At 70.9% G+C, this 24,442-nt stretch carries 15 protein-coding genes and 1 tRNA gene; 6 read left to right on the forward strand and 10 right to left on the reverse strand.

Annotated elements, in window-relative coordinates:
* Together ACY1JF_RS14230 and ACY1JF_RS14235 are read right to left on the reverse strand one after the other, a co-directional pair.
* A partial coding sequence (locus tag ACY1JF_RS14230) for a beta-ketoacyl synthase N-terminal-like domain-containing protein (RefSeq protein ID WP_462705465.1) occupies window positions 1–4,831 on the reverse strand: 4,831 nt, incomplete at its 3' end.
* A 327-nt stretch (window positions 4,832–5,158) separates the two neighbouring features.
* Window positions 5,159–6,343: a hypothetical protein gene (locus ACY1JF_RS14235; RefSeq protein ID WP_462705466.1), complete on the reverse strand. Its 1,185-nt coding sequence runs from the start codon at window positions 6,341–6,343 to the stop codon at window positions 5,159–5,161.
* Between the two features lie 262 nt (window positions 6,344–6,605).
* Here ACY1JF_RS14235 and ACY1JF_RS14240 point away from each other — a divergent pair, with 262 nt between their 5' ends.
* Entirely contained in the window at window positions 6,606–7,871 is a 1,266-nt protein-coding gene (locus ACY1JF_RS14240; protein ID WP_462705467.1) for an activator-dependent family glycosyltransferase, read from the forward strand.
* A 23-nt stretch (window positions 7,872–7,894) separates the two neighbouring features.
* Here ACY1JF_RS14240 and ACY1JF_RS14245 read toward each other — a convergent pair whose 3' ends face one another.
* The 4 genes from ACY1JF_RS14245 to ACY1JF_RS14260 all read right to left on the reverse strand — a co-directional run bounded on the left by ACY1JF_RS14245 (window position 7,895) and on the right by ACY1JF_RS14260 (window position 11,340).
* Window positions 7,895–8,647, reverse strand: a complete 753-nt coding sequence (locus ACY1JF_RS14245) for a TylF/MycF family methyltransferase (protein WP_462705468.1) — start codon at window positions 8,645–8,647, stop codon at window positions 7,895–7,897.
* Window positions 8,648–8,702: 55 nt separating this feature from the next.
* Window positions 8,703–9,437: an AfsR/SARP family transcriptional regulator gene (locus ACY1JF_RS14250; RefSeq protein WP_462705469.1), complete on the reverse strand. Its 735-nt coding sequence runs from the start codon at window positions 9,435–9,437 to the stop codon at window positions 8,703–8,705.
* A gap of 182 nt (window positions 9,438–9,619) precedes the next feature.
* Window positions 9,620–10,306, reverse strand: coding sequence for an SDR family oxidoreductase (locus tag ACY1JF_RS14255; RefSeq protein ID WP_462705470.1), 687 nt, complete (start codon window positions 10,304–10,306; stop codon window positions 9,620–9,622).
* A gap of 50 nt (window positions 10,307–10,356) precedes the next feature.
* A complete protein-coding gene (locus ACY1JF_RS14260; protein ID WP_462705471.1) occupies window positions 10,357–11,340 on the reverse strand; it encodes a quinone oxidoreductase family protein in 984 nt (327 codons plus the stop codon).
* 112 nt (window positions 11,341–11,452) lie between these two features.
* Here ACY1JF_RS14260 and ACY1JF_RS14265 point away from each other — a divergent pair, with 112 nt between their 5' ends.
* A complete protein-coding gene (locus ACY1JF_RS14265) occupies window positions 11,453–12,112 on the forward strand; it encodes a TetR/AcrR family transcriptional regulator (protein ID WP_462705472.1) in 660 nt (219 codons plus the stop codon).
* A 40-nt stretch (window positions 12,113–12,152) separates the two neighbouring features.
* Here ACY1JF_RS14265 and ACY1JF_RS14270 read toward each other — a convergent pair whose 3' ends face one another.
* Window positions 12,153–12,494 carry a hypothetical protein gene (locus ACY1JF_RS14270; RefSeq protein WP_462705473.1) on the reverse strand — a complete coding sequence of 114 codons (342 nt, stop codon included), beginning with the start codon at window positions 12,492–12,494 and terminating at the stop codon, window positions 12,153–12,155.
* 204 nt (window positions 12,495–12,698) lie between these two features.
* On the opposite strand from ACY1JF_RS14270, the gene ACY1JF_RS14275 reads away from it, so the two are divergent.
* Window positions 12,699–14,357 carry an FAD-binding oxidoreductase gene (locus ACY1JF_RS14275; protein ID WP_462705474.1) on the forward strand — a complete coding sequence of 553 codons (1,659 nt, stop codon included), beginning with the start codon at window positions 12,699–12,701 and terminating at the stop codon, window positions 14,355–14,357.
* Here ACY1JF_RS14275 and ACY1JF_RS14280 read toward each other — a convergent pair.
* A complete protein-coding gene (locus ACY1JF_RS14280) occupies window positions 14,296–17,592 on the reverse strand; it encodes an AfsR/SARP family transcriptional regulator (protein ID WP_462705475.1) in 3,297 nt (1,098 codons plus the stop codon). The two genes, ACY1JF_RS14275 and ACY1JF_RS14280, sit on opposite strands and share 62 nt — an antisense overlap.
* Window positions 17,593–18,593: 1,001 nt before the next feature.
* Here ACY1JF_RS14280 and ACY1JF_RS14285 point away from each other — a divergent pair.
* Complete coding sequence (locus tag ACY1JF_RS14285; RefSeq protein ID WP_462705476.1) at window positions 18,594–19,904, forward strand: helix-turn-helix transcriptional regulator; 1,311 nt, start codon at window positions 18,594–18,596, stop codon at window positions 19,902–19,904.
* A gap of 61 nt (window positions 19,905–19,965) precedes the next feature.
* Here ACY1JF_RS14285 and ACY1JF_RS14290 read toward each other — a convergent pair.
* Both ACY1JF_RS14290 and ACY1JF_RS14295 read right to left on the reverse strand, forming a co-directional pair.
* Window positions 19,966–20,039: transfer RNA gene (locus ACY1JF_RS14290), tRNA-Pro, on the reverse strand.
* A gap of 92 nt (window positions 20,040–20,131) precedes the next feature.
* Window positions 20,132–20,635, reverse strand: coding sequence for an Ldh family oxidoreductase (locus tag ACY1JF_RS14295; RefSeq protein ID WP_462705477.1), 504 nt, complete (start codon window positions 20,633–20,635; stop codon window positions 20,132–20,134).
* Between ACY1JF_RS14295 and ACY1JF_RS14300 the strand changes: the two genes are divergently transcribed.
* The gene (locus tag ACY1JF_RS14300; protein WP_462705478.1) at window positions 20,615–22,795 is read left to right on the forward strand and encodes a hypothetical protein; all 2,181 of its coding nucleotides are present in this window, start codon (window positions 20,615–20,617) and stop codon (window positions 22,793–22,795) included. The two genes, ACY1JF_RS14295 and ACY1JF_RS14300, sit on opposite strands and share 21 nt — an antisense overlap.
* A gap of 1 nt (window position 22,796) precedes the next feature.
* Window positions 22,797–24,431, forward strand: coding sequence for an ABC transporter substrate-binding protein (locus ACY1JF_RS14305; RefSeq protein WP_462705479.1), 1,635 nt, complete (start codon window positions 22,797–22,799; stop codon window positions 24,429–24,431).
* The last annotated feature ends 11 nt before the right edge of the window (window positions 24,432–24,442 follow it).

Below are 24,442 nucleotides of genomic sequence, written 5' to 3' on the forward strand. Positions count from 1 at the left end.
CTTCGCCTGCCTCGAGGGCCACCATCACCCCGCCCGGCGGCAGCGCGTCCATCAACCGCGCCCGCGCCGACACCAGCACACACGCATCCGCCAGACTCAACACCCCTGCCACATGGGCCGCAGCGACCTCACCCACCGAGTGACCGACCAGCACGTCCGGCCGCACACCCCACGACTCCAGCAGCCGGAACAGGCCCACCTCCACCCCGAACAACGCCAGCTGAGCCAGTCCCGTACGGCCCAGCCCCTCCCCCGAGACGATCGCCTCGGCCAACGGCACATCCAGCTGTGCCGCGACCTCGTCGAACGCCTCCCGGAACACCGGGAACGCCTCGTACAACTCCCGCCCCATACCGACCCGCTGGCCACCCTGACCACCGAACACAATCCCCACACCAGAACCGGAAGCAGAACCCTTCACCACCCGGTCCGAGCCCAGCAGCACCGCACGATGCTCGAACACCGCCCGCGAAGACACCAACGACCAGCCCACATCCACCAGGCTGTCGCCGCCCGAGGCAAGAGCGGCGACCCGCTCCACCTGCACCTCCAGCGCCTCCGCACTCCGCGCCGACACCACCCACGGAACCACCGGCAACGACACACCCTCCGCAGCCGTGACCGCAGCCGGCTCGGGGTCTCCCTCTTCCACGATCACGTGCGCGTTCGTCCCGCTGATCCCGAACGACGACACCCCGGCCCGACGCGGCCGGCCATCCGCCACCCACTCCCGCGACTCCGTCAGCAGCTCCACCGCACCCGCAGACCACTCCACATGCGGCGACGGAGCATCAACGTGCAGAGTCCTGGGCAGACGCCCCCGCTGCATCGCCATGACCATCTTGATCACACCGGCGATACCGGCAGCCGCCTGGGTGTGCCCGATGTTCGACTTGATGGACCCCAGCCACAACGGCCGTCCCGCCAACCGGTCCTGGCCGTACGTGGACAGCAGTGCCTGCGCCTCGATCGGGTCACCGAGCTTCGTCCCCGTGCCGTGTGCCTCCACCGCGTCCACATCCGCGGCCGACAGACCCGCACTCGCCAACGCACCCCGGATCACCCGCTCCTGCGACGGACCGTTCGGCGCCGTCAACCCGTTCGACGCACCGTCCTGATTCACCGCCGAACCACGCACCACACCCCACACCCGGTGACCGTTGCGCCGGGCGTCCGACAACCGCTCCACCAGCAGCACGCCCACACCCTCGGACCAGCCCGTACCGTCCGCCGCCGCCGAGAACGACTTGCACCGGCCGTCCACAGCCAGCCCACCCTGCCGCGAGAACTCCACGAACGTGCCCGGCGACGACATCACCGTCACCCCACCCACCACACCCAGCGAGCACTCACCACCGCGCAACGCCTGCGCCGCCACATGCAACGCCACCAACGACGAGGAACACGCCGTGTCCACCGTCAACGCCGGACCCGTAAAGCCGAACGAGTAGGCGATACGGCCGGACATCACACTCGCCGAGCTGCCGGTCAGCAGGAATCCGCTGAGGGTGTCGGGGGCCGCGTGCCGTCGGGGACCGTACTCTTCGGCGGTGGCGCCGATGTAGACCCCGGTCGCGCTGCCACGCAGGGTGCGGGGGTCGATGCCGGCGTGCTCGAACGCCTCCCAGGCCGTCTCCAGCAGCTGGCGCTGCTGCGGGTCCATCGCCAGCGCCTCGCGCGGCGAGATGCCGAAGAAGCCCGCGTCGAAGTACGCGGCGTCGCCCAGGAACCCGCCCTGGCGCACCGGGCCCGGGTCCCAGCCGCGATCGGCCGGGAAGGAGGAGATGACGTCCCGCTCGTCCGCCAGGAGGTCCCACAGTTCGGCCGGTGAGGACACCCCGCCGGGGAACCGGCAGCCGATACCGACGATCGCGATCGGATCGTCCTGGGCAGTCACCGCCGCCGGGGTGTGGACGGTCGCTGTGTCGTCCGTGTGCACGGCGAAGAGTGAGCGGTACACGTGCTCGGCGAGCAGCCGTGGCGTCGGGTGGTCGAACACCATGCCGGTGCGCAGCGGCAGTCCGGTCTCGGTGAGCAGGGCGTCGCGCAGTTCGACCGAGGTCACGGAGGTGAGGCCGAGGTCGCGGAAGGTGGCGTCCAGGTCGACATCCGCCGCTTCGGTGTCGAGGATGCCCGCGATGTTCCGGCTGACCAGGTCGGTGACGGCCGCCCCGGGGTCGGCCAGGTCGGCGAACGTCTGCCGGAGCGCCGCGGCTCGGGACGGCTCCTGTAGCGGGTCGTCGGCGCGCGGTATGCCGAGCCAGTGCCGGTCCCGCTGGAACGCGTACGGGGGCAGCGTGACCCTGCGCGCGGCCGTGCCCGCGAAAAGTCGCGGCCAGGTCACGTCGACGCCGTGGGCGAAGAGACGGCCGACGGAGGTCAGTACCCGCTTCGCCTCGCCCTCGCCGGCGCGGAGCGCGCAGAGCGCGAGGACGTCCGGCAGGGTGTCGCCGATCGCGCCGGTCAGGGCGGCGTCCGGGCCGACTTCCAGGAACGCGGTCGCCTCGGCCTGCCGGACGGCGTCCATGAAACGCACCGGCTGCCGTACGTTGCGCACCCAGTACTCCGGCGAGGCCACCTCGTCCGCGGTGACCGGTGCCCCGGTGACCGTGGAGATCATGGGCAGGCGTGGCGCGTGGAACGACAGGCCCTGCACGAAGCGCCGGAAGTCCGGCAGCATCGGGTCCATCAGCGGTGAGTGGAACGCGTGGCTGACGGTGAGGCGTTTGATCCGCCGGCCCCGGGTGCGCAGTTGTCCGGCGATCCGGTCCACGGCGGTGCCGACGCCGGACAGGACGACCGAGGTCGGGCCGTTGACGGCGGCGATGTCGACGGCATCGGTCCGGCCGTCGAGCAGGGTGCGGACTTCGTCCTCGGCGGCCTCGACGGCGACCATGGCCGCGCCCCCGGTGGGCAGGGCCTGCATGAGCCGGGCGCGGGCCGCCACCAGGGCGCAGGCGTCGGGCAGTTCGAGCACCCCGGCCAGGTGCGCGGCGGCGATCTCGCCGACGGAGTGGCCGACCACCGCGTCCGGTCGGACGCCCCAGGATTCCAGCAGTCTGGCCAGCGCGACCTCGACGGCGAACAGGGCCGGCTGGGTCCAGCCGGTCTGCTCCAGCCCGTCGCCGGAGTCGATGGTCTCCGTCAGGGAGCCGCCGAGCAGCGGGTCCAGGTGGCCGCACACCTCCGCGAAGGTCCGGTCGAACTCCGGGTAGGCTGCGCGGAGTTCACGTCCCATGCCGACGCGCTGCGCGCCCTGGCCTGTGAAGACCATGCACAGCCGCGGGTCGTCGAGCGCGGCCGTCGCGGTGCGGGCCACGTCGCTCAGGCCCGCGATCAGTTCGTCCGCCCCGGTGCCGACGACGACCGCCCGGTGGGCGTGCGTGGCCCGGGTCGTGACCAGGGAGTGGCCGACGTCCACGGGATCGGCGCCGGCCAGGGCCGTGAGCCGGTCCGCCTGGGCGCGGAGAGCCGCCGGGGTGTGGCCGCTCACCACCCAGGGGACGGCCGGCATCGCGGGAGCGGTTCGGGGGTGTTCGGTCCGCCCGGGTCCCTCCGTCAGGACCAGATGGCAGTTGGTGCCGCCCATGCCGAAGGAGCTGACTCCCGCGGTGAGGGGCCGGCCGGGGTCGGGCCACGGGCGCAGTTCCCGCGCCACTTCCAGGCGCAGTCGTTCGAGGGGGATGCCGGGGTTGGGTACCTCGTGGTGCAGGGTTGCCGGGATGGCCCGGTGGTGTACCGCGAGCACGGTCTTGACCAGGCCGGCTATCCCGGCGGCCCCTTCGAGGTGGCCGATGTTCGTCTTCACGGAGCCGACCACCAGCGGGGCGTCGGCAGGACGTGAGCCGCCCAGTGCGGCGCCGAGCGCGGCGGCCTCCACCGGATCGCCCACGGGTGTGCCGGTGCCGTGCAGTTCGACGTACTGGATGTCGTGCGCGGCGACGCCGGCCGCCTGGTGGGCCGCGGTGAGTACGGTGCGCTGGGCGTCCGTGCTCGGGGTGGCGAGGGTCTCCTCGCCGCCGTGGTTGACGGCGCTGCCGAGGATGGTGGCGAGAATGGTGTCGCCGTCGGCGATCGCCGCGGCCAGTGGCTTCAGCAGGACGGCGGCAGCGCCTTCGCCGCGGACGAATCCGTTGGCCCGGGCGTCGAAGGTGTAGCAGACGCCGTCGGGTGACAGCGCTCCCCATTCCGCGAGCAGCGCCGAGTTGTCCGGGCCGAGCAGCAGGTTGACCCCGGCGGCGATGGCCAGTTCGGACTCGCCGCGCCGCAGGCTGTCGCAGGCCAGGTGCGCGGCGACCAGGGAGGAGGACTGGCCGGTGTCCACGACCAGGCTGGGGCCGTCCGCGCCGAGGAAGTGGGAGAGCCGGTTGGCGATGACGCTGCGATGGGTGCCGGTGGCGGTGTGCCTGCTGTAGCCGCCGGGGCCGCCGCGCTTGCTCAGCTCGGCGTAGTCGTCCCAGATCGCGCCGACGAACACGCCGAGGCGGCCGGTGTCCGACGGCGGGATGCCACCGCTCTCCAGTGCCTCCCAGCCGAGTTCGAGGATGAGGCGCTGCTGCGGATCGGCCGCATCGGCCTCCTGCGCGGTCATCCCGAAGAACGCGGCGTCGAACTGGTCGACGCTGTCGAGGAAGCCGGCCCGTGCCGTGCCCCGTGCCGGGGTGGCCGTCGTTCCCGGACGTCCGGCGGGGGCGGGGGTGACCGCATCGGTGCCGGTGCTCAACAGCCGCCAGAAATCCTCAACGCCATTCGCACCAGGGAAACGACAGGCCATACCGATAACGGCAATGGCACCGTCTACTGTTTCGACATCACCAACGGAGTCGCTCATGGATCTCCCACCGTCAATTCATCCGGGACAAAGACAGCGCACAGGTCACCCAGGTAGCGATGCTAGGTCATGAAGCCTCTGCGACGTCCCCCTAAGAAACCCCTACGGGAGGGGTGTCTCTTTATGCGGAAACAGGCCGGGAGAATTCAGGAAAATCGCCGGGTGCGTGATTTCGAACGCGCGGGTTCGTCATTCCTTTGGCGGTGGGATGCGGGCCGGGGGCGGAGACGGCGAAGGTGCCGGTGGCCGCGGAGCTTGTCCGGGCCGTCCGGCACCAGGTCTGTCGGGGAACGGGCTGTCTGGTCGCGGCGCGTCGGCCGTAGACCCTCACTCGTCGGGCTGCAGCCAGGTCCGGGGGTCGGTGTCGCGCGGAATCCAACCGGGAGCGCCCTGTTCGGTGTTGACGCCCTTCTCGATGACCACGAGGTTGTGGTGCACATGGACGGCGGTCACGGTGAGGTCGGTGGCCGACGGTGATCCGCTGCCACCCGTCCGCTCCTGGTGGTGCAGCCCGTCGATCAGGGTCTTGACCAGTCCCATGGAGGTTCCGGCCGCGGTCGGGGCGGTGCCGTCGGCGCCGCCCCATCCCGGCCAGTACGCCGTCTGGATGTCCTCGATGACGTACAGCCCACCGGGCCGTACATGGGAGAAGAGCGCGCCGAAAGACGTGATGACGTGCTCGTTGAGGTGGCTGCCGTCGTCGATGACGATGTCGAACGGTCCGGCCTCCTTGGCCAGCCGGTCCAGGAAGGCGGCATCGCCCTGGTCGCCGCGGTGCGTCCGAAGCCGTGGTTCGTCGATCCCGCTCTTGTCGTAGACGTCGAGGCCGTGCACGATTCCGCGCCGGAAATAGTGCGTCCACATCCGCAGGGAGGCGCCGCCCTGGCCCGGTTCCCGGTAGCCGCCGATACCGATTTCCAGCAGTTTCACCCGGCTGTCGCGCAGCGGGGCGAAATACCGGTCGTAGTGCTCCGTGTACCAGTGGCTTCCCCATTTGTCGGAACCGAACCGCACCGCGAGTCCGGTGAGATCCCACGGCCGTTGCCCCAATGCCGCCGTCACCTGGTGCGAGGCCGCGACCGCACACGCGTGCCGCACGGCCGCCGGATCGTCCGCGGCCATGCTCGGCGGACTGTCGGGGTCCTTGGTACGGATCTCCCGGGTCGCCGTGTACCGTCCGGCCGGCCCGAAGACCGCTCCGACCAGTTCGGCGAGGTCCTGCCGGAGCACCACCAGGGCGTCGTCCGACCACCCCCGCAGGACCTCGACGGAGCCGGGTCCGGTGACGAACCGGTAGCCCAGCCGGTGTTCGCCGAGCCCGAGGTCGAGCTGCACGGTCGTCGGCCGGCCGGGGCCCGGGAACAGCTCCGCCCGGCGGGCGACTTCGGCCAGCACCGTCTGCGCCGCACGGTCCGGGCCGAAGGCGACGAGCCGGTCGGGCCGGAGCACGTCCGCTCCGTCGGCCACGCTGATGAGGGCTTCGGCCGCGTCCTGGCGCGCACGGATGGACATCAGTCGCTCTCCTTCGACAGCACAAAACAAGGGGTCTGCCACTGTGCACTCGTCACCGACATTAACGCCCGCCCTTTCGGTATGACTTGGGTATCGCTCAGGTCCCGCTTCAGCCTCGCTCCGGTCCGTGGCATCCGCCGTCCGCCACTTCTATAGTGAGGCGGCACACGTACGTCGACCGTGTTCTCCCGAACGGGAATATCCGACCCTGAAAACGGCTGTTCGCCCGGCCGCCGGACAGCAGGACGGAAGGACGGAAGCAGTGCGCATCGTGATCGCGACCTTCGCCTTGGACGCCCATTTCTTCGGGACGGTCCCGCTGGCCTGGGCACTGCGCGCCGCGGGGCACGAGGTGCGCGTCGCCAGCCAGCCGGCGCTGACCGGCAGTGTCACCGGCGCCGGGCTGACCGCGGTGCCGTGCGGATCGGACTACCAGGAAGACGACGTACTGCGGAAGAGCCTCACGGTGTTCGCCCACCCCGAGCACACCGAACGCTTCGGCGCCGACGCGGACACGCTGGACTGGGAATTCCTGCGCAGCACCGACGCCGTGCTCACCTCCGTGTTCCACAGCAGGGTCAACAACGACTCCATGATCGACGACCTGGTCGCCTTCGCCACCGCGTGGCGGCCGGACCTGGTCATCTGGGAGCCGTTCAGCTTCGCCGGAGCGATCGCCGCACGGGCGGCGGGAGCCGCGCACGCGCGGCTGCTGTGGGGCCCCGACATGCTCGTCCACCTGCGGCAGGCATTCCTCCGCAGGAGCACTCAGCTTCCCGCCGGACAGCACGAGGACCAACTCGCCGCGTGGCTGACCCGGACCTCGGCCCGGTTCGGCCTGCCCTTCGACGACGAGTGCGTCGTCGGCCAGTGGAGCATCGACCAGATGCCGCCCAGCGTGCGGTTGCCGACCGGAGTGCGTACGGTGCCCGTGCGGTACGTCCCCTACAACGGTCCGGCCGTGGTGCCGCACTGGCTGCGCCGGCCGCCCGAGCGCCCACGCGTCTGTCTGACGCTCGGTATCTCCGCGCGGAGCGGCGGCGACGGGCCGCCGATGGACACGGCCGAGATACTCGACTCCTTCGCCGACCTCGACGTCGAGGTGGTGGCCACGCTGAACTCCGCGCAACTGGCCGCCGGACGGCGGCTGCCCGCGAACGTCCGGGCCGTGGACTTCGTCCCGCTGAACGTGCTCCTGCCCACCTGCTCGGCGATCGTGCACCACGGTGGCGCCGGCACCTGGGCGACCGCGGCGGCGCACGGTGTGCCGCAGGTCGTGGTGCCGTGGGTGTGGGACAACGTCTTCCGGGCCCAGCGGGTGGAGGCGTTGGGCGGCGGGCTGCGCATCCGCCCGGACGCGTTGACCGCGCGGGGCCTGCGTGCGGCCCTGCGCGACGTCCTGGACCGTCCGTCGTTCGGGCACGGCGCCGAAGAACTCCGGGCCGAGATGGCCGGCGCGCCGAGCCCGGCCGAAGTGGTCCCGGCCCTGGAACGGCTGACCCGGGAACACAGCGCCCCGGTACGGTGACCGTGCCGCGGGCGGGGCGCCCGTTATGCGGCACGCCGCCAGAAGGCGGCCATGCCGTCGATGTCGACGATCTCGTCCTCGATGCCGAACGCGGCGCGGTACTCGTGGACCGCCGCCCGGCAGCCCGGGTGGAAGTAGTCGTCCACGATGACGTACCCGCCGGCCGAGAGCTTCGGGTAGAGGTGGGTCAGCGCGTCCGTGGTCGACTCGTACAGGTCGCCGTCCAGCCGGAGCAGCGCGATCTTGTCGACCGGTATGTCCGGCAGGGTGTCCCGGAACCAGCCGGGCAGGAATCTGACCTGCTCGTCGAGCAGCCCGTAGCGGGCGAAGTTCTCCTTGACCTGCTCCAGCGAGACGGCCAGCATCGCGTTGGACTCGTGCAGGGCCAGGTTCTTGTCCTCGGGATGGGTGTCCTCCGTGGTCTCCGGCATGCCCTGGAAGGAGTCGACGACCCACACCGTCCGGTCCCGCGCCTCGCGGGCGGCGAGCACGGAGCGCATGAAGATGCACGCGCCGCCGCGCCACACCCCGGTCTCCACGAAGTCGCCGGGCACCCCGCCGGCCAGGACCCGCTCCGCGCAGTCCTGCAGGTTGTCCAGCCGCTTCAGCCCGATCATCGTGTGCGCCACGGTGGGCCAGTCCCTGCCGACCGCCCGCCGGTCCAGGTCGTATCCGGACTCACTGTGCCAGACCGACGTCATCGGCGGATCTTCGTAGATGACGTTGGTCAGCACTTTCTTCATGAGGTCCAGATACAGAGAGGATGCCTTGTCCATCGCCAGTCTTCGCCTTTCGGGCGGGCTTCTCGGTGAGGTGGACCGGTGGCGCGCGTCAGCGACGGCCGAGGCGGACCTCGTCGTCGGCTGCGGCGAGCCGCAAGGCCGTCTCCAGTCCGGGGTCGGCGGCCAGGATCGCGTGCTGGAGGCGCTGGAGCGGCGGGCCGGGCTCGATGCCCACTGCGGCGACCAGCTTGGACCTCAGCCCGCGGAAGACCTGGAGTGCCTGTGCGCGCCGGCCGCTGAGGTAGAGCGCCTGCATGTAAAGGGAGTGCAGCCCTTCGTGCAGGGGGTTGCTCACCGTGAGGCCGGCCAGTTCGGCCATCGCCTCCCGGTGCAGTCCGAGCCGGAGCTGCGCCTCCGCCCGGTACTCGACGGCGATCAGCCGGGACTCCTCGTACTGCCGGCGCCTGGCCTCCAGAACCGTTCCCACGGCGACGTCCGCCAGGGCGTCACCGCGCCAGAGGGCCAGCGCCTCGTCCAGGAGCCGGACCGTCAGCCGGTCGTCACCGCCGGCCAGCGCGTCACGGGACAGGCCCACCAGCCGCTGGTAGTCGAGGAAGTCGAGCCGGAGCGGCTCCGAGCGCAGCTGATATCCGCCGCTGACGGTCACCAGGATGTCCCGCGCCACCAGCTCCCTGGACAGGCCGGTGACCGAGGCGAGGTACTGCCGCAGGTTGAACACGTAGGTCTGCACCGTGGCGGGTCCGCAGCCCGGCTGGTTGCCGCCCCACAGCTCGCAGGTGAGCGCGGAGACGGTGACGAGCCGGTCCGCGTTGACCACCAGCATGGCCAGTACGGTGCGTACCTTGGACGCTTTCGGTACCTCGCACGGCGCCGGCGTACCCACCGCCAGCGAACCGAGGAGACCGATCGCGAGTTTCCTGTCGCGCCCCGGTCCGGTACCTGTCGCGCCGGTCGGCACCGCACGATTTTCCTGTACCGCCAAGGCTGCCTCCAGGCACTGACCCCTCACCAGGTGGGGGGCACGGCATCCAGGACCTGACCGGACACACTGCCCGAGGCGGGAGAGAGCAGGAACTGCGCCATGGGCAGGTTGTCCCTGACCTCGGGAAGTCTGGGATAGGGCGCCTCCTTGCCCAGCAGGGCCTGCTTGCGGGCGAAGAACCCCCGGGCGAGCGCGGTCTCCGCGACGATTCCCAGGGAGTTCGCCCGGACGCCCGTTCCGGTCAGTTCCCTGGCCAGGCAGCGGACGAACTGCTCCACCGCCGCCTTGGCCGAGGAGTAGGCGCCGAGCATGTCAACGGGCTCCCGGGCGCTGTGCGATCCGATGGCCAGCACGCTGCCCCGGCCTGCGGCGCGCATGCCGGGGACCACGTGCCGGACACATCGGACGAAGCCCGTGAAGGCGACGTCCAGGACCCGCTGGACCTCGTCGACCGGCACGTCCCAGCCGTATCCGATGGCCGAGGCCTCACCCGCGCTGTACACGAAGCCGTCCGGAGCGGGTGAGAGGGACTGTGCGAAGGCGAAGAAGTCGGTGACACTTTCGTCCGAGGTCACATCGACCTGGTGATAGTGCACCCCTTCGCCGATCTCGCATGCGGAACGCGCACCGGCGATCACCGTGCAGCCGGATGCGGCGAGTTCTTGCGCGAGGCCGAACCCGAAGCCGCTGCTCGCGCCGACAATGATCACCGTGGAGTCACGCACAGTCGAACCCCGGACCCTTCTGTAGGTCGCCCGGACTACGGGACCAGAATGACCTTGCCCACCGTCGAGCGCTCCTCGAACGCCCGGTGGGCGGCAGCGGCCTCGGCCAGCGGCAGCACCTGGCCGATGACGGGCTTCAGCTCGCCCGCCAGGGCGAGGTCGAAGGCTTCCTTGCGCAGCCGGACACCGTATTCGGGCTCGATGAAGAGACGGGGTCCGAATCCGGAGACGGTCACCCCGCGGGTGTAGAGGCTCTCCGGGTCGAACTCCGGCACCGCGCCACTGGCCGTGCCGTAGACGACCATCCGGCCGAAGCCGAAGGCCAGCAGGTCGAAGACCTTGCGGGAGACCTCGCCACCGCTGGACTCGAAGGCGACCTGCACGCCGGCGCTCGCGATCTCGCGGACCTGCGCGTCCCAGCCCTCCACGGTGTAGTCGAGGACGTGGTCCGCACCGAGTTCCTTGGCCAGGGCGAGCTTGCGCTCACCGCTCGCCAGCGCGATCACCTCGGCGCCGGCCCGCTTGGCCAACTGCACCAGCAGGCTGCCGACACCGCCCGCCGCGGCCGTCACCAGGACCACGTCCTTCGGACGGATGTTGGCCACCTCCGCCACGCCGACGGCGACGACGCCCTGACTCAGCAGCGCCAGCGCGGTCTGGCTGTCCAGCCCGTCCGGCACCGGGTTGGCCGCCGCGGCCGGCATGACGGCCAGTTCGGAGTAGCCACCGCCCGTCGCGGTCGGGCCCACGACGGTGCGGCCGATCCACTCGTCGCCCACCTCGGCGCCGACCCCGATGACCTGCCCGGCGACCTCGAAGCCCGGCGCGTTCGGCATGGGCGGGTCCGGGAACCAGTCGAACTGCCGCATCAGACCGGAACGGATCTGGACCTCGGAGTAACTGATTCCGGCTCCAGTGACACGGATCAGTAATTCGCCCTGGCCCGGCGCCGGATCGGGTACCTCGTCGACCTGCAGGACCTCCGGGGGCCCGTAGTCGTGAAATCGAACAGACCGCATCTACTGTCTCCTTGAGGTGGCGGGGCCTGGCGACCGTAAGCGTACTGTCGGTCCGTTTACGGTTGCCTTAGGGTACAGGCGTGGGTTCCTGATATGTCAAGGGGTGATCATCATGGGAGGCAGGGAGCGGGCGGACGCCGCGCGGAACCGCCGTACCATCCTGCTGACGGCGCGTCGGCTGATCTCCGAGAGTGGTGTCGACTACGTCTCGATGGACCACATCGCCGAGGCGGCCGGTGTCGGCAAGGCCACGCTCTTCCGGCGTTTCGGCGACCGCAAGGGGTTGATCGCCGCCCTGTTCCAGCAGCTCACCGAGGAGTGGGAGCCGGGCGCGCTGGAGCGGCTCGCCGACCCGGAGGTACCCGCGCGCGAGCGCGTCCTGTGCTTCGTGAGCGAGTTGTTCGACATGGTCGTGGTGCCCGGGCGGCCCCTGCTGCGCGCGATGGACGGTTGTGTCGGCGCCGCCGGCATGGAGCGGTACACCACTTGGCAGGACCGGCTCACCGACGCGATCCGGGCGGCCCGGCCGGACATCGATGCCCGGTTCATGGCGCATGTCCTGCTGAACATTCCCCGCGCGGACATGGTCGACATGCTCGTCGACACGGCGGGCATGAGTCTGGCGCAGGTGCGTGCCGGAATCCTCGCGCTGGCCGACGCGGTGCTCACCGGGGAGGCGTCGCCGGACGACGGCCGACTGGCGATGGCCGCGGTCGCCGGGGGCAGGATGCCGGACCGCCCGCGGGTCCGCACCGATGCCGTGGCCCGGTGAACACCGCGCTCTGTCGCCCGCGGTCCGCCGGAGCGTCCGGTCAGGGCGCGCTACGCACGACCGGGTCCCGGTACAGCGAGGTCATCACCTGGCCCGGTATCAGGAATTTCGCCGCCTGAGCACCGTTCAGGTTCCGCACGGCGGCCAGCGTGGCGGCGAGGTCGTCGGTCTCGAAATCGATCAGGGCCAGGTGCCGGAAGTGGTCCTGTGAGTGACTGTCGTCGGTACTGATCTGCACGTCATTGAGCACCATGCGTTTGACCGAAAGGAAACCCGGCAGACCGAGCAGCTCCGGAATGTGCTCGGTCTCGTACCACTCGTTGAATTCACGCTCCGCGTCGGCGCGCACGTTGCAGAGCGCCGCGATGACGTAAGTGGCCATGTCCTCCAACTCTCTGTACAGGGTGGAGATTTATCGTAGTCAGCTGTTCCGGTTCAGCCTGTCCGCGGTGGTGGCATAGGGGGTTTTTAGGGGGGTCGAACATGAGCCACTCCCGGATACCCTTGTCCGGCCGAACAGAGGGCGAATAAGCCTCCGACACCACGGGGTGTCGTCGAAACCAGTGGTCGGCACAAGGGGGATTTCATGGCTGCGTTGTCGCGCAGACGTTTTACGCTCGCCGGACTCGGTATCGCAACGGCCGACGTCGTCGCCGGTGGCGGGATCGCGCTGGCCGGCCCGGCCCCGGCGGCCGTGGCGGCGGACGAGACGTCGACGGCCACCGGTGCGGTGTTCGGGCCGGTCAATGTGGTGCCGGGCGATCGGCGGTATCAGGATCTGCTGCTGCGGGGATACAACCGCCGGTTCACCGGGCGGCCCGAGAGCGTGCGGCTCGTCGGCACCACGAGCCAGGTCGTGCAGGCCGTCAACGAGGCGGTGGCGGCCAAGAAGAGAGTCACCGTACGCGGTGGAGGGCACTGCCTGGAGAACTTCGTCGACGACCCGGACGTCAACGTGGTCATCGACCTGTCCGAGATGCGTTCGGTGTACTTCGACACGGACATGAACGCCTTCGCGGTCGAGGGCGGGGCGATCCTCTCGCAGGTCTACCGCACCCTCGACCTCGGCTGGGGCGTGACGATCCCGGGCGGCTCCTGCCCGACCGTCGGGGTCGGCGGTCACATAACCGGTGGCGGCTACGGTGTCCTGTCCCGTCAGTACGGTCTGGTCGCGGACAACCTGTACGCCGTCGAGGTCGTCGTGGTCGGCGCCGACGGCAAGGCCCGGGCCGTGATCGCCACCTCCGACACGAAGGACTCGAACCGGGACCTGTGGTGGGCCCACGCCGGCGGCGGCGGCGGGAACATCGGCATCGTCACCCGGTTCTGGCTGCGTTCGCCGGGCGCGACCGGCACGGACCCCACCAAGCTGCTGCCCAGCAGCCCCGGCGCCATCATGGTCTCCTCCCTGAGCTGGACCTGGGACCAGCTGGACGCCGCGGACTTCACCACGATCGCCACCAACTTCGCCACCTGGCACGAGCAGAACAGCGCCCCGGGCGCCGCCGCCAACCGGCTGTGGGCCGCGTTGGTGGCCACCCGCAAGGGCAAGGGCGGCCTGGCCATCAGTGCCCAGGTCGACCCCACCGTGTCCGGTACCCAGCAGTTGCTGAAGGACTTCGCCGCCGCGATGACCCTCAATGTCGGTCCGGTTCCGGCCGCGAACACCACGGGCAACCTGCCGTGGCTCTACACGACGACCACAGCCGCGTCCGAGGTGGGGGACACGTTCGGCATCCCCAGCCTGCTGCTGCGGTCGAAGACCAAGGGTGCCTACCACAAGAAGGGCTACACACCGGATCAACTGCGCACCGCCTACAAGTATCTGACCAGCGACGACTACTCCTACGCCGCCGGCATCATGGCCCTCTTCTCGTTCGGCGGGAAGGTCAACTCGTTCTCCTCGACCACGACGGCGGTGTCGCACCGGGACTCGGTGCTGCTCGCCTCGTTCGTCAACTACTGGGCCGACGCGGGTGAGGAGGCGAGGCAGTTGCAGTGGGTCCGTGAGATGTACCGGGACGTCTACGCGGACACCGGCGGCGTGCCGGTGCCCAACACCGTCACCGACGGGACCTACGTCAACTGGCCCGACGTGGACCTCGCGGACCCCGCCTGGAACACCTCGTCCGCCCCCTGGTCGACGATCTACTACAAGGACAACTACGCCCGGCTCCAGCAGATCAAGGCAGCGCGGGACCCCCTTGACGTCTTCCGTCACAGCCTGTCGGTCCGCCCACAGTAGCGGCGGTCCGGCTCAGTCCGGGCACCGCGGAATCCCCGGTGTGCCACTGGTGCTGCTCGGCCAGCCGCTCGTGCTTTCGCGCGGTGTCCGGCTCGCCGAGCGCCCAGTGGTCGGCGGCGAGGCCCAGGTGCGCCTCTCGCCGGCGGTACACGTCGCCGGTCTCCGCGCTGATGGCCAGTGCGTGCGCGTGCAGGTCGACCGCCTCGGCCGGATTGCCCCGCAGCCGGGCCACGCCGCCGAGGCCGCACAGGGCGTGCCCTTCGAGATCGCGGGTGCCGGTCTCGCGGGCAAGGTCCAGCGCCTGGTGGAAAAAGGTGAGCGCGGCGTCGTAATCCCGCTTACGTTCATGTACCAGACCCAGCCCGCACAGGGCTTGGCCTTCCAGATCACGCGTACTGGTCTCCCGGGCAAGGTCCAGCGCCTGACGGAAATACGTGAGCGCGACGTCGTAATCCCGCATACGTTCATGCACCAGACCCAGCCCGCACAGGGCATGACCCTCCAGATCACGCGTACTGGTCTCCCGGGCAAGGTCCAGCGCCTGACGGAAATACGTGAGCGCGACGTCGTAATCCCGCATACGTTCATGCACCAGACCCAGCCCGCACAGGGCATGACCCTCCAGATCACGCGTACTGGTCTCCCGGGCGAGCGCCAGCGCCCGGTGGAGGTCGTCGCACGCCTGCTGGTAGTGGCCCGAATAGCGTTGCGTCCGGCCGAGGTTGCTCAGCGCGTAGCCCTCGACGTCGCGGTCGTCGATGCGCTGGGCGATGGCCAGGGCGTGCCGCAGGTGGGTGAGTGCGGTGTCGTAGTGGCCGAGGCGTTCGTGCACCAGGCCCAGGCTGCAAAGGGCGTAGCACTCCGCGCTCGGTGTGCCGGTGTCGCGGGCCAGGTCGAGGGCCTGGCCGAAGTAGGTGAGTGCGGCTTCGTAGCGGCCGAGCCGGTGGAACACCAGGCCCATGTTGCTGAGCGAGCGGCCTTGGGTCAGGTGGTCACCGGTGTCGCGGGCCAGGTCGAGGGCCTGGCGGAAGTGGGTGAGCGCGGTATCGTAGTGGCCGAGCCGCTGGTTGGCCAGGCCCAGGCCGTAGCGTGCGTGGTTCTCCGTCTTCTGGTCGTCACTGTCACTGGCCAGGGCGAGGACCCGGCTGTGCAGCGAGAGTGCCTCGTCGTGCTGGCCGCGGATGTACAGGTAGTGGCGGAGCACCGAGAACAGTTCGGCGCTGTGTCCCGGCCAGTCCCGCCCGGCCTTCTCCGCGGCGGCCAGCAGGTTCGGCCACTCCGCCTCCAGCCAGTCGATGGCCTGGTCGTGGGTGGCCAGTGAGGGGCACGAGCGGCTGGGGCGGGGCGCGCAGCGGTCGGGCTGCCAGTGCGGCGCGATGATGTCCATGGCGGCCGCCGCGGTCCGCAGGTAATGGTCGAACAGCCGGGTCAGGGCCGCGTCCCGCTCGGCCTGCGGCACCTCGGTCTCCACCAGGCGCACGGCGTAGGCCTGGAGCAGGTCGTGCAACCGGTAGCGGTCCTCGCTCGACTGCTGCACCAGGTGGACGTCGAGCAGTGCCTCCAGGATGCTGTCCGCGCTCTGCCGGTCGATCCCGGCGATCGCAGCCGCGGCGTACGAGTCGAAGTCGGTGCCCGGCAGCGCACCCAGTAATCGGAACAGGTGCTGGTGGGGAGGGAGGACCTGCTGGTACGACAGGTCGAAGACGGCGGCGACACTGCTCTCCGCGGTCTGCAGCTCGGCCAGCCGCCGCCGGCAGCCGCGCAGCCGGGACGTCAGATGGACGATGGTCCAGGCCGGCCGGTGGCGCAGCCTGGCCGCCGCGATATGCACGGCCAGCGGCAGGTGCCCGCACATCCTCAGCAGCTCGCCCACGGCTTTCGGCTCGTTGGCCACCCGCCCGCCGCCCACGACCCGGTCGAGCAGCCGCTCCGCGTCGGCCGGGGACAGTGTGTCCAGGGAGAGCACAGCAGCGGCGTCCAGGTCGATGAGCCGATTGCGGCTGGTGACCAGGATGAGGCAGTCGCCCGTACCCGGCAGCAGCGGCCGGATCTGCGCGGTGCTCGCCGCGTTGTCCAGGACGACGATCGCGCGCATGCCGGTGAGCCGGGCCCGCCACAGGGCGGCCCGCTCCTCCAGGTCTTCGGGGATGTGGTTCCTGTCGGTGTCGAAGCGCAGCAGTTTCTCCAGCGCGGCACCCGGATGCAGCGGCGGCTGCCCCTGTGTGTGCCCGTGCAGATCCAGGTACAGCTGTGCGTCGGGGTAGCTGTCCGCCATGCGGTGCGCCAGGTGCACCGCGAGCGAGGTCTTGCCCACACCGGCCATGCCGTCGATGGCGGCGAGCGTCACGGTGTTCGGCGCGGACCGGTCGCGGTGCGCGGTCATCTTGTCGACGAGTGTGCGCAGTTCCTGTTCCCGGCCGGTGAAATGGCTGATGTCCTTGGGCAGGTTGGACCTGGTGGGCTGGACGTCCGCGAAGGCCCTGGGGCAGCCCAGGGACACGTCGTTGGTGAGGATGCGCTGCCGCAGCTGGCGCAATTCCGGGGCGGGTTCGATGCCGAGCGAGTCCGCGAACTGCAGCCGGGTCGACTCGTACACCGTGAGCGCGTGGGCCTGGCGGCCGGACAGGTACAGCGTGAGCATGAGCTGGCCGGCGAGCCGTTCCCGCAGCGGATGCGCGCTGAGGGTGTCGGTCAGTTCGGCCACCACCGCCTGGTGGTGGCCCTGGGCGAGTTCGAGGTCTATGCACTCCTCCAGCGCGGTGAGGCGCTGCTCCTCCAGCCTCGATGTCTGCGGTTGCAGCGCCGAGATGTCCAGACCGGCCAGTGCCGGTCCGCGCCACAGGGCGAGACCGGCCCGGTACTCGGCGACCGCGTCGGCCAGTTGCCCGGCGTCCGCGTGGTGGCGTGCGTTGGCCAGCGAGTTGACGAACATCGCCAGGTCCAACTGCTCGTCGGGGCAGTCGAGGCGGTAGCCGCCGCCCCTGACGGCGGTGGAAAGGGTGGTCACACCCGCCGACCGGAGAATTGCGCGCAGCGTGGAGACCGTGTTGCGGATCTGTTTCTCGGCCGTACGGGGCGGATCGTCCCAAACGGCGTCCACGAGGTCCCCGAGCATGACGCTTTGGTTCGCGTTGAGAAGGAGCATGGCGAGCACCGTCTGCTGACGAGCGCCGGTCAACTGCACTTTCCGGTGATTCGCGCGCACTTCCAATGGTCCGAGAATCCGGAACTTCACTCAGCCCCCCGTGTGACGTTAGCAGCCGTCCCCGGCTACGTCGCGGCCTTTACGCATGAGCTGCTTATCATACATCTAGGGGCTGCCTATTGCGGGTTTCTCTTGCGGGGATCAACCAGGGGGCGATGAGTTCACGGCGGCTTCGGGTTCGGGCGCTTCCGGAACCCGGCCGACCGGCTGTGCCCGCGGCCGGGCCCGGCAAGGGCAAGAGCGCCACGGGCCACGGGTCGGCGCCCACCGGTCGCCGCCGCCGGGTACGGGCCGGCGCCGAGCAGTGCCGCGGCCGGGCACCGCCCGCCCGGTGGACGCGCTCCCACCGGGCCGCTCCGCGCCCTTTCCGGAAGCCGCCCGACCACCACGGCTCCGGTCCGTGTCCGGGGCTCTGCGCAGATACCGCCGCACTCCCCCGCCGCCGGATCAACGCCTTATTCAGACGTGAAAGATCAGCTGATGGCCATTCAGCTTCCCTGACCGTACCGAAAAGGCCAGCAAAAACGACCAAGAGGGACATTTTCCGGGGAGGACCGCGCCGGGACGGACCGAGGACGGCCGGAGGATGCGGTCAGCCATGATGAGCCGAAGTGGAGGCAACAGCGACCGGGGGGCGCCGTAGAACCCAGACCTCACGAACGTTCGACGCCGGGACCGGGGGCGGCGTCATCAGCAGCCATCGCGGCCCCGGACGGTCCGACCACTCGCCGTCACCGAAACGAGCGCCTTCTCGGCAGTTTTCGTGCAGTCGGTGATGAGCCGGTCTTCGACCCACCTCCGCAGCCACCCAAGGAAACCCGGTCCGGCAAGCGAGCAGCGACGGGCCGAGGGGACCCCTTCCGGAGACCGAAGGGACGTCGCCCCCTTCCCCTGCCACCTCGGTCGGCGAGACTGACCCGCATATCACTTCTCTCGGAAAATCGTCTCGCGTTCTCGATGCCTTCATTCTGTCCTGCCACAGCGCCGTGGCGGGTGATTCGCCATAAAACGAGGAAGGACCCGAACCTCTGATGACCGCTGTCAACCAAGGGGACGTAATTCCCGAATTGCTGTGGCAGGCAAAGGAGCTGCTGGCCTTCCAAAGCCGGAGGATCAAGGAGATGGCACCGCAGACCGGCCGGCCCCGTGCGGAGGCGGAGGCCCACCGACTGCTCATCGCCTGCGAATTTCCCAGCCTTCTGCGTACGGTGGTCACGGAGGCGGACAACCGTCGGTTCGACGGGCCGGACGCCGGGGCGACGCAGCACCGGGCCGCCTGGGCGCTGGCGAGCCGGCTGCTCGGCGACCCGGCACTGCCCGATCCGGTCGACAGCGCCACCTCCGCCCTCTCCTTTGGCAAGTTCGACGAGGAGACGGCTCATGCCGTCATCGCGGCCATCACGGCCCTGGTGTACAGCAACCGCCCGGAGGCCGCGATCTCCTGGTGCGACGGAACACTGCCGGACGCGGCTCGGCTCGCCGCGGACACCTGGTCGGCCCGGCTGCTGGCGACGCGTGCGGAAGCCTCCCTGCGCAGAGGAGACGTCCTGGTCGGGATCACCCGCGCCGAGGCCGTGTTCGAGATGATCGCGCCGCAGCGGTGGGGTGCCTGGACCGGTGGACCGCTTTCCTGCCTCATCGCCGGGTACACCGACTTGGGAGAACTCCCCACCGCCAGGGACTGGGTGCAGCGACCGGTCACGGCGACGATCTACGAGACCGCGCACTGTCTCGGCTACCTGTACGCCCGGGGTCACTATCACCTCGCCGACGGCGAACACCGCTCGGCGCTGGCCGACTTCATGAGCTGCGGCCGGCTGATCGCGTCATGGGGCCTGGACGCTGACCTGTACCCGTGGCGGTTCGCCATCGCCGCGGCCTACCTGGGCGTCGACGACTACGACAACGCCCTCAAAATGATCGACTCCCAGTTGGACAAGTTCACCGCGCCGCCCGCCGGCCACGCCCGGCTGTTCAGCCTGGTGGACACCAGGAGCCGCCGCCGGCAGGAGTTGCGGGAGGAACTGTTCGGCATCCTCCGGGAGACATCCGGACGGCCCGGCTTCTTCTCCATGCTCCAGCGCCTGCACTGGGGCGACGTGTCCAGCGCGGTCCCGGATCGCGTCGCCGCGTACAAGGTGACCGACCGGTACGCCAGGTATCTGGACAAGCTCAGCATGTCCGAACAGCGGGTGGCTGTGCTGGCCGCCCAGGGCGAGACCAATCAGAAGATAGCGGGCGCGCTCTCGATCACGGTCAGTACCGTGGAGCAGCACCTGACCAGCACGTACCGGAAACTGTGTGTGGCGGGCCGGAGGGAACTGCGGGCGAAGCTGGGATGAACAGCCCAAGGGCCGGTTCCGGGTCTCTCCGAAACCGGCCCTGACCTGCGACCGTCTCCAGTCGGGACGACAGGATTTGAACCTGCGACCCCTTGACCCCCAGTCAAGTGCGCTACCAAGCTGCGCCACGTCCCGTGAACTCGCAGGTCAAGCCTACCGTATGCCCGGGGTGGGGGAAGCCGCCGGCCGTCCCCTTGGGTGCGGTCGGCGACGTACGGTCCCCCGGCTCAGGCGGTGCCGGGCGGCGTGATGCCGAACCTCTCGGCGGTCCGTGTCAGTTCACGCCACGCCTCGGGGGCCACCGGCACGCCGTTCGCGCCGCGCTCGGCCGCCACGGCGGCGCTGCGCTCACCGGGGTGGTACACGCCGGAGGCGCCTTCCGCGACCGGCAGGCCCTCGAGAGTGTCCAGCGTGGTGCCGACGGCACCGGTGAACTCCTCCGCGCCGCCGCCGAAGGCCGCCGGGCCGACGATGATCGGCAGGGCGTTCTGGCGGTGCCGGCGGCCGGCCGGGTCGGCCGGGTGGAAGCAGGAGAGGATCGGTGCGCCGACCAGGACGCTGCTGACGGATCGGTCGATGACCTTCGCCGAGGTGCTGTGACGGACGGAGATCTCAGGTAGGTACCGACTTCCCTGCCGCCCTGTGGTGTTGCGGGTGTCCGTGCTAAGTTCCCGGCCATCCCTGGCGACCGCACACCCACGGGGGCGTGGATGGCGAACGGTGAACTCCACGGGTACGGGCCACTGCTGGAGACCTTCGTGCCCCGGGCGGTCGGCCTGGACGCGCGGGGCAAGGGCACCCGGCCCGGCTGGCCCGGCGGCGCCCCGGTGATCAGGATCTACGGGGGGCGCGGGACGGGCCGGACCGCGGTGTGCCAGGCCCTGCACGACCGGTACGTCAACCGGCTGCACGTCGCCAAGTGGCCCGCGACCGACCGGGCGGCCCCGGCCGTGACGTCACCGGCGGCCGGCGCGGGCCTGCTCGCCTCCCGCCCGCTGGCGGCCCTCGCCTGGCTGGTCCACGAGCTGAACGCCGGCGTGCCGAGGTTCGGGCGCATCGCGTTCCCCCGGTTCACCTACGCCGTACTGGCCGTCGTCACCCTGGAGGAGTCGGCGCCGCGGGCCGACCCGGACGGTCCGAGCCCGGCCGAACTGGCGGCGTTCCAGCGGCAGCGGCAGGACCTGGAGCGGGCGCTGGAGGACTCGGCCGGCGAGCCCGCCGTACGGGAACGCTTCGGTGCCCTGGTCGACGCGACGGTCCCGCTGCTGCGGTGGATCCCCGTACTGGCGCCGTTGGAGGACCTGGTGCGGGAGCTGCTGCGCCAGGCCCGCCGGGGCCGCGGCGGGCAGGGGCTGGACGCGGCGGCGCTGCGGTGGTGGGACGGGCGGCCGCTCGGTGTCCCGGGCACCGGGATCGAGAAACTGCTGCGGTACGCGCAGCACCTGGACCTCGAGCTTCCGGCCCCCGCCCGCGACGACCTGGAACGGCGGCTGGCCGCGGCGTTCTTCGCCGACATCGACGCCTACCACCGGGCCTGGCACTTCTTCACCCGCCCGCTGCCCCTGGTCGTGCTGGACGACACGCACACCCCCACCGGTGAGCGCCTGTTCGACCTGCTGCTGACCGCGTACGCCGAGGCCGCGGGGCCGGACCCCGGCCGGGGCGCGGACGTCAGCCGTCCCGTGCTCGTCAGCACCCGGCTCGGCGCGGGCCCCGGCGGGACGCCGGGCCGGGACCGGCACCCGGCCGACGTGACGAGGATCGGCACGCTCGCCTGGGAAAGTCCGCGGGAGCGGTCGCCCGACGCCTGGCAGCTGTGGCTCAGGGCGCCGGCGCTGCGGACCGCGGACATCGCGGCCGCCCTCGGCGCGGGCTGTCCCCGGGGGCTGCCCGATGTGACCGGGCAGATCAGCGCCGGCCGCGCGGGCCTGGCCCGGCCGCTGCTCGACGCCGCCCGGCAGGACCTGCGCCGCGGCCGGGACAGTGTGCTGCGCCGGTGCGCGACCGAGGACCTGGGCCGCGCGCTGCTCGGCCTCCCCCCGGCGGGCCCGGCCGAGGAGGCGAGCGTCGCGGACGTACTGCTGCACTACCTGGTGCCCGAGCGGTCGCTGATCGAGCCCCTGCTGCCCTGGGCCGTGGCGCTGCGCCTCGACGACGTACGGCGGCTGCCGGGTCCCGGGGACGGCGAGGAGCCGGCCGGAGACCGGGTACGGGCCTTTCTGCGGGCCGGGCACTGGGACCGGTCCCCCTGGGCGGGGGATGCGGGCTTCGTGCCCCCGGTCGGCGACCGGACGTTGCGCGAACTGCTGCTGCACCGGCTGCGGGCCGAGTGCACCCCCGCCCGCCGGGGGCCCGGCGCCTTCGCGTACTGGACACGGCTGCACTCGGCCGCCGCGGCCCACTACGGCCGGGCCGCCGACGACGACCGGGACGCGCTGATCGCCCGGCTCCACCACACCCTGGCCCTGGGCCGCCGCGAGGAGGCCGTGGCCGGACTGCACCAGCTGTTCGGCACCGCCGACCGGCGCTCCTGGCTGGCCGCCGTGCAGTTCGTCTGCGCGGCCCCCCGGCCCCCGGACGGTTACGCGGAGCAGCACCCGCAGGGGCCCGGCTACTGCCCGGCCTGTCCCGGGCCGCGTCCCGACGGCCGGCACCGGGCCGTCGCGGCGCTGGTGACCCGCCTCCAGGACCTGTCCACGCTCTCCTCCCTCTACACGGACGACCCGGGCAGCCCGGACAACCGGCTGCGCCAGTTGCTCAGCGGCTTCGACATCGCCTACGACGACCAGGACGTCGCCACCCTGGAGGCCGCCCGGCTCTGGCCGGCGCTGCTCGCCCAGGGGCGGCGCGTTCCCGAACTGCCCGTTCCGGCCGAGCGAAGGGACCACTGACGTGCCGGCACCCGAGTTCTGGCCCGGATGGCTGCTGTTCGGCGGGGCGGGCGCGCTCGTCGTCGCCATGGCACTGGTCCTGTGGTGGGTGTGGCACGCCGGTGTCGACCACCGCGTCCGCAACGCCGTCGCCGCCGTCTGCGCCGTCGTCGCGGGCGGCGCGGTGGCCGTCGTCTGCTGGACGGCCGCGCTGCCAAACTACTGCCAGAGCGGCAACGAACGGCTGGTCCGGGAGGACGGCCAGTGCGTGGGGGTCAGCGACGGCGGCTATGTGTTCGACGACGCCCTCACCGCCGTGTCCGCGCGGATCGAGGAACTCAACGACCGTGTCGAGCGGGGCGACACGCCGTACGCCACCATCGCCCTGATGATCCCCATGACGCCCGGCGAGGAGAGCGCGGCGGACCGCGCCCAGTTGCTGCGCGAGGTCCAGGGCGCCTATCTCGCGCAGTACCGGGCCGACGTGGTGGCCCCGGAGGACGTGCCCGTCCGGCTCGTCCTCGCCAACCCGGGCCGGGACCTGGAGCACGGCCGGCGGGTGGCCGACTGGCTCGCCGAGATGGCCGCCTCCGACGAGGACCGGCTGCGGGCGGTGTTCGGGTTCAACCTCAGTGTCCAGGAGAACGCCGACACCATCGGCTACCTCACCCGGGAGAAGAAGATCCCGGTGGTGGGCGGCCCCATCACCGCCACCGATCTCGCCGACGGCGGGAAGACGCCGTACCCCGGCCTGGTGAAGGTGGTGCCGTCCAACCACGACCAGGCGCGCGCACTGCGGCACTACCTGGACGAGGACGACACGAAGTCCTTCCTCATCGAGGACATCAGCGGCACCGACCTGTACGCGAAGTCCCTGCGGGAGGCGTTCCGCGAGGTCACCAGGGACGCGGCGAGCGGACCGGAGCGGTACGACGCCCAGCGGGTGACCAACAAAGACTTCGAGCAGATGGTGAACAACATCTGCGACTCCCGGGCCACCACCCTGTACTTCGCCGGACGGCCGGCCGCCCTCGCCCAGCTGATCAACGCGCTGGGCGGGCGCGGCTGCACCGACCGGCATCTCACCCTCGTCACCGTCTCCGGGGCGTCGACCATCGCTCTGGAACCGAGCCTCGACTGGGACGCGCTCACCCGGGGCGAGGGCCTGACCGTGGAGTACGCCACCATCACCCACCCGGACGTGTGGGCGGCGGGCAACAGCCCCGCGCCGCCCTCGACCGGCGGCTCGCCCGAGGACCTCGCGAAACTGACCGGGCTGCTGGAGCCGGACACCGCGCACGATCCGGGGGACATCGGCGCCACCGACCTCTCCGACGGGCGCACCATCACCATGTACGACTCGGCGCTGACCGCCATCACCGGCATCGAGAACCGGGTCACCGAGAAGGGCGAGGTGCCGGATCTCGCGGCCATCGGGGAGGCGTGGCGCCGGCTGCACGGCGTGCACAAGGTGCCGGGGGCGAGCGGGTGGATCTGCCTGCGCGGCGACGGCACCCCGTACGACAAGGCGGTGGCGATCGTCCGGCTGGTGGCCGAGGGCGGCGAGGGGCCCGGCGGGCACCTCGCCTACCAGGGGGTGGCGTGGCCGACCGGCCGGCCGCTGACCGCCGAGCGGTGTCTGAACACCCAGGGCTGAGCCGGTCCTCT

The organism is Streptomyces sp. SYSU D01066-1 (assembly GCF_054956795.1).

Excerpts from the sequence above, each read along its gene's own strand:
- ACY1JF_RS14235 (WP_462705466.1), bottom strand. The coding sequence starts at position 6,343 with ATGTCCATCCGTGCGCGCCAGGACGCGGCCGAAGCCCTCATCAGCGTG.
- ACY1JF_RS14245 (WP_462705468.1), bottom strand. The coding sequence starts at position 8,647 with ATGGACAAGGCATCCTCTCTGTATCTGGACCTCATGAAGAAAGTGCTG.
- ACY1JF_RS14250 (WP_462705469.1), bottom strand. The coding sequence starts at position 9,437 with ATGCTGGTGGTCAACGCGGACCGGCTCGTCACCGTCTCCGCGCTCACC.
- ACY1JF_RS14260 (WP_462705471.1), bottom strand. The coding sequence starts at position 11,340 with ATGCGGTCTGTTCGATTTCACGACTACGGGCCCCCGGAGGTCCTGCAG.
- ACY1JF_RS14265 (WP_462705472.1), top strand. The coding sequence starts at position 11,453 with ATGGGAGGCAGGGAGCGGGCGGACGCCGCGCGGAACCGCCGTACCATC.
- ACY1JF_RS14270 (WP_462705473.1), bottom strand. The coding sequence starts at position 12,494 with ATGGCCACTTACGTCATCGCGGCGCTCTGCAACGTGCGCGCCGACGCG.
- ACY1JF_RS14275 (WP_462705474.1), top strand. The coding sequence starts at position 12,699 with ATGGCTGCGTTGTCGCGCAGACGTTTTACGCTCGCCGGACTCGGTATC.
- ACY1JF_RS14285 (WP_462705476.1), top strand. The coding sequence starts at position 18,594 with ATGACCGCTGTCAACCAAGGGGACGTAATTCCCGAATTGCTGTGGCAG.
- ACY1JF_RS14300 (WP_462705478.1), top strand. The coding sequence starts at position 20,615 with ATGGCGAACGGTGAACTCCACGGGTACGGGCCACTGCTGGAGACCTTC.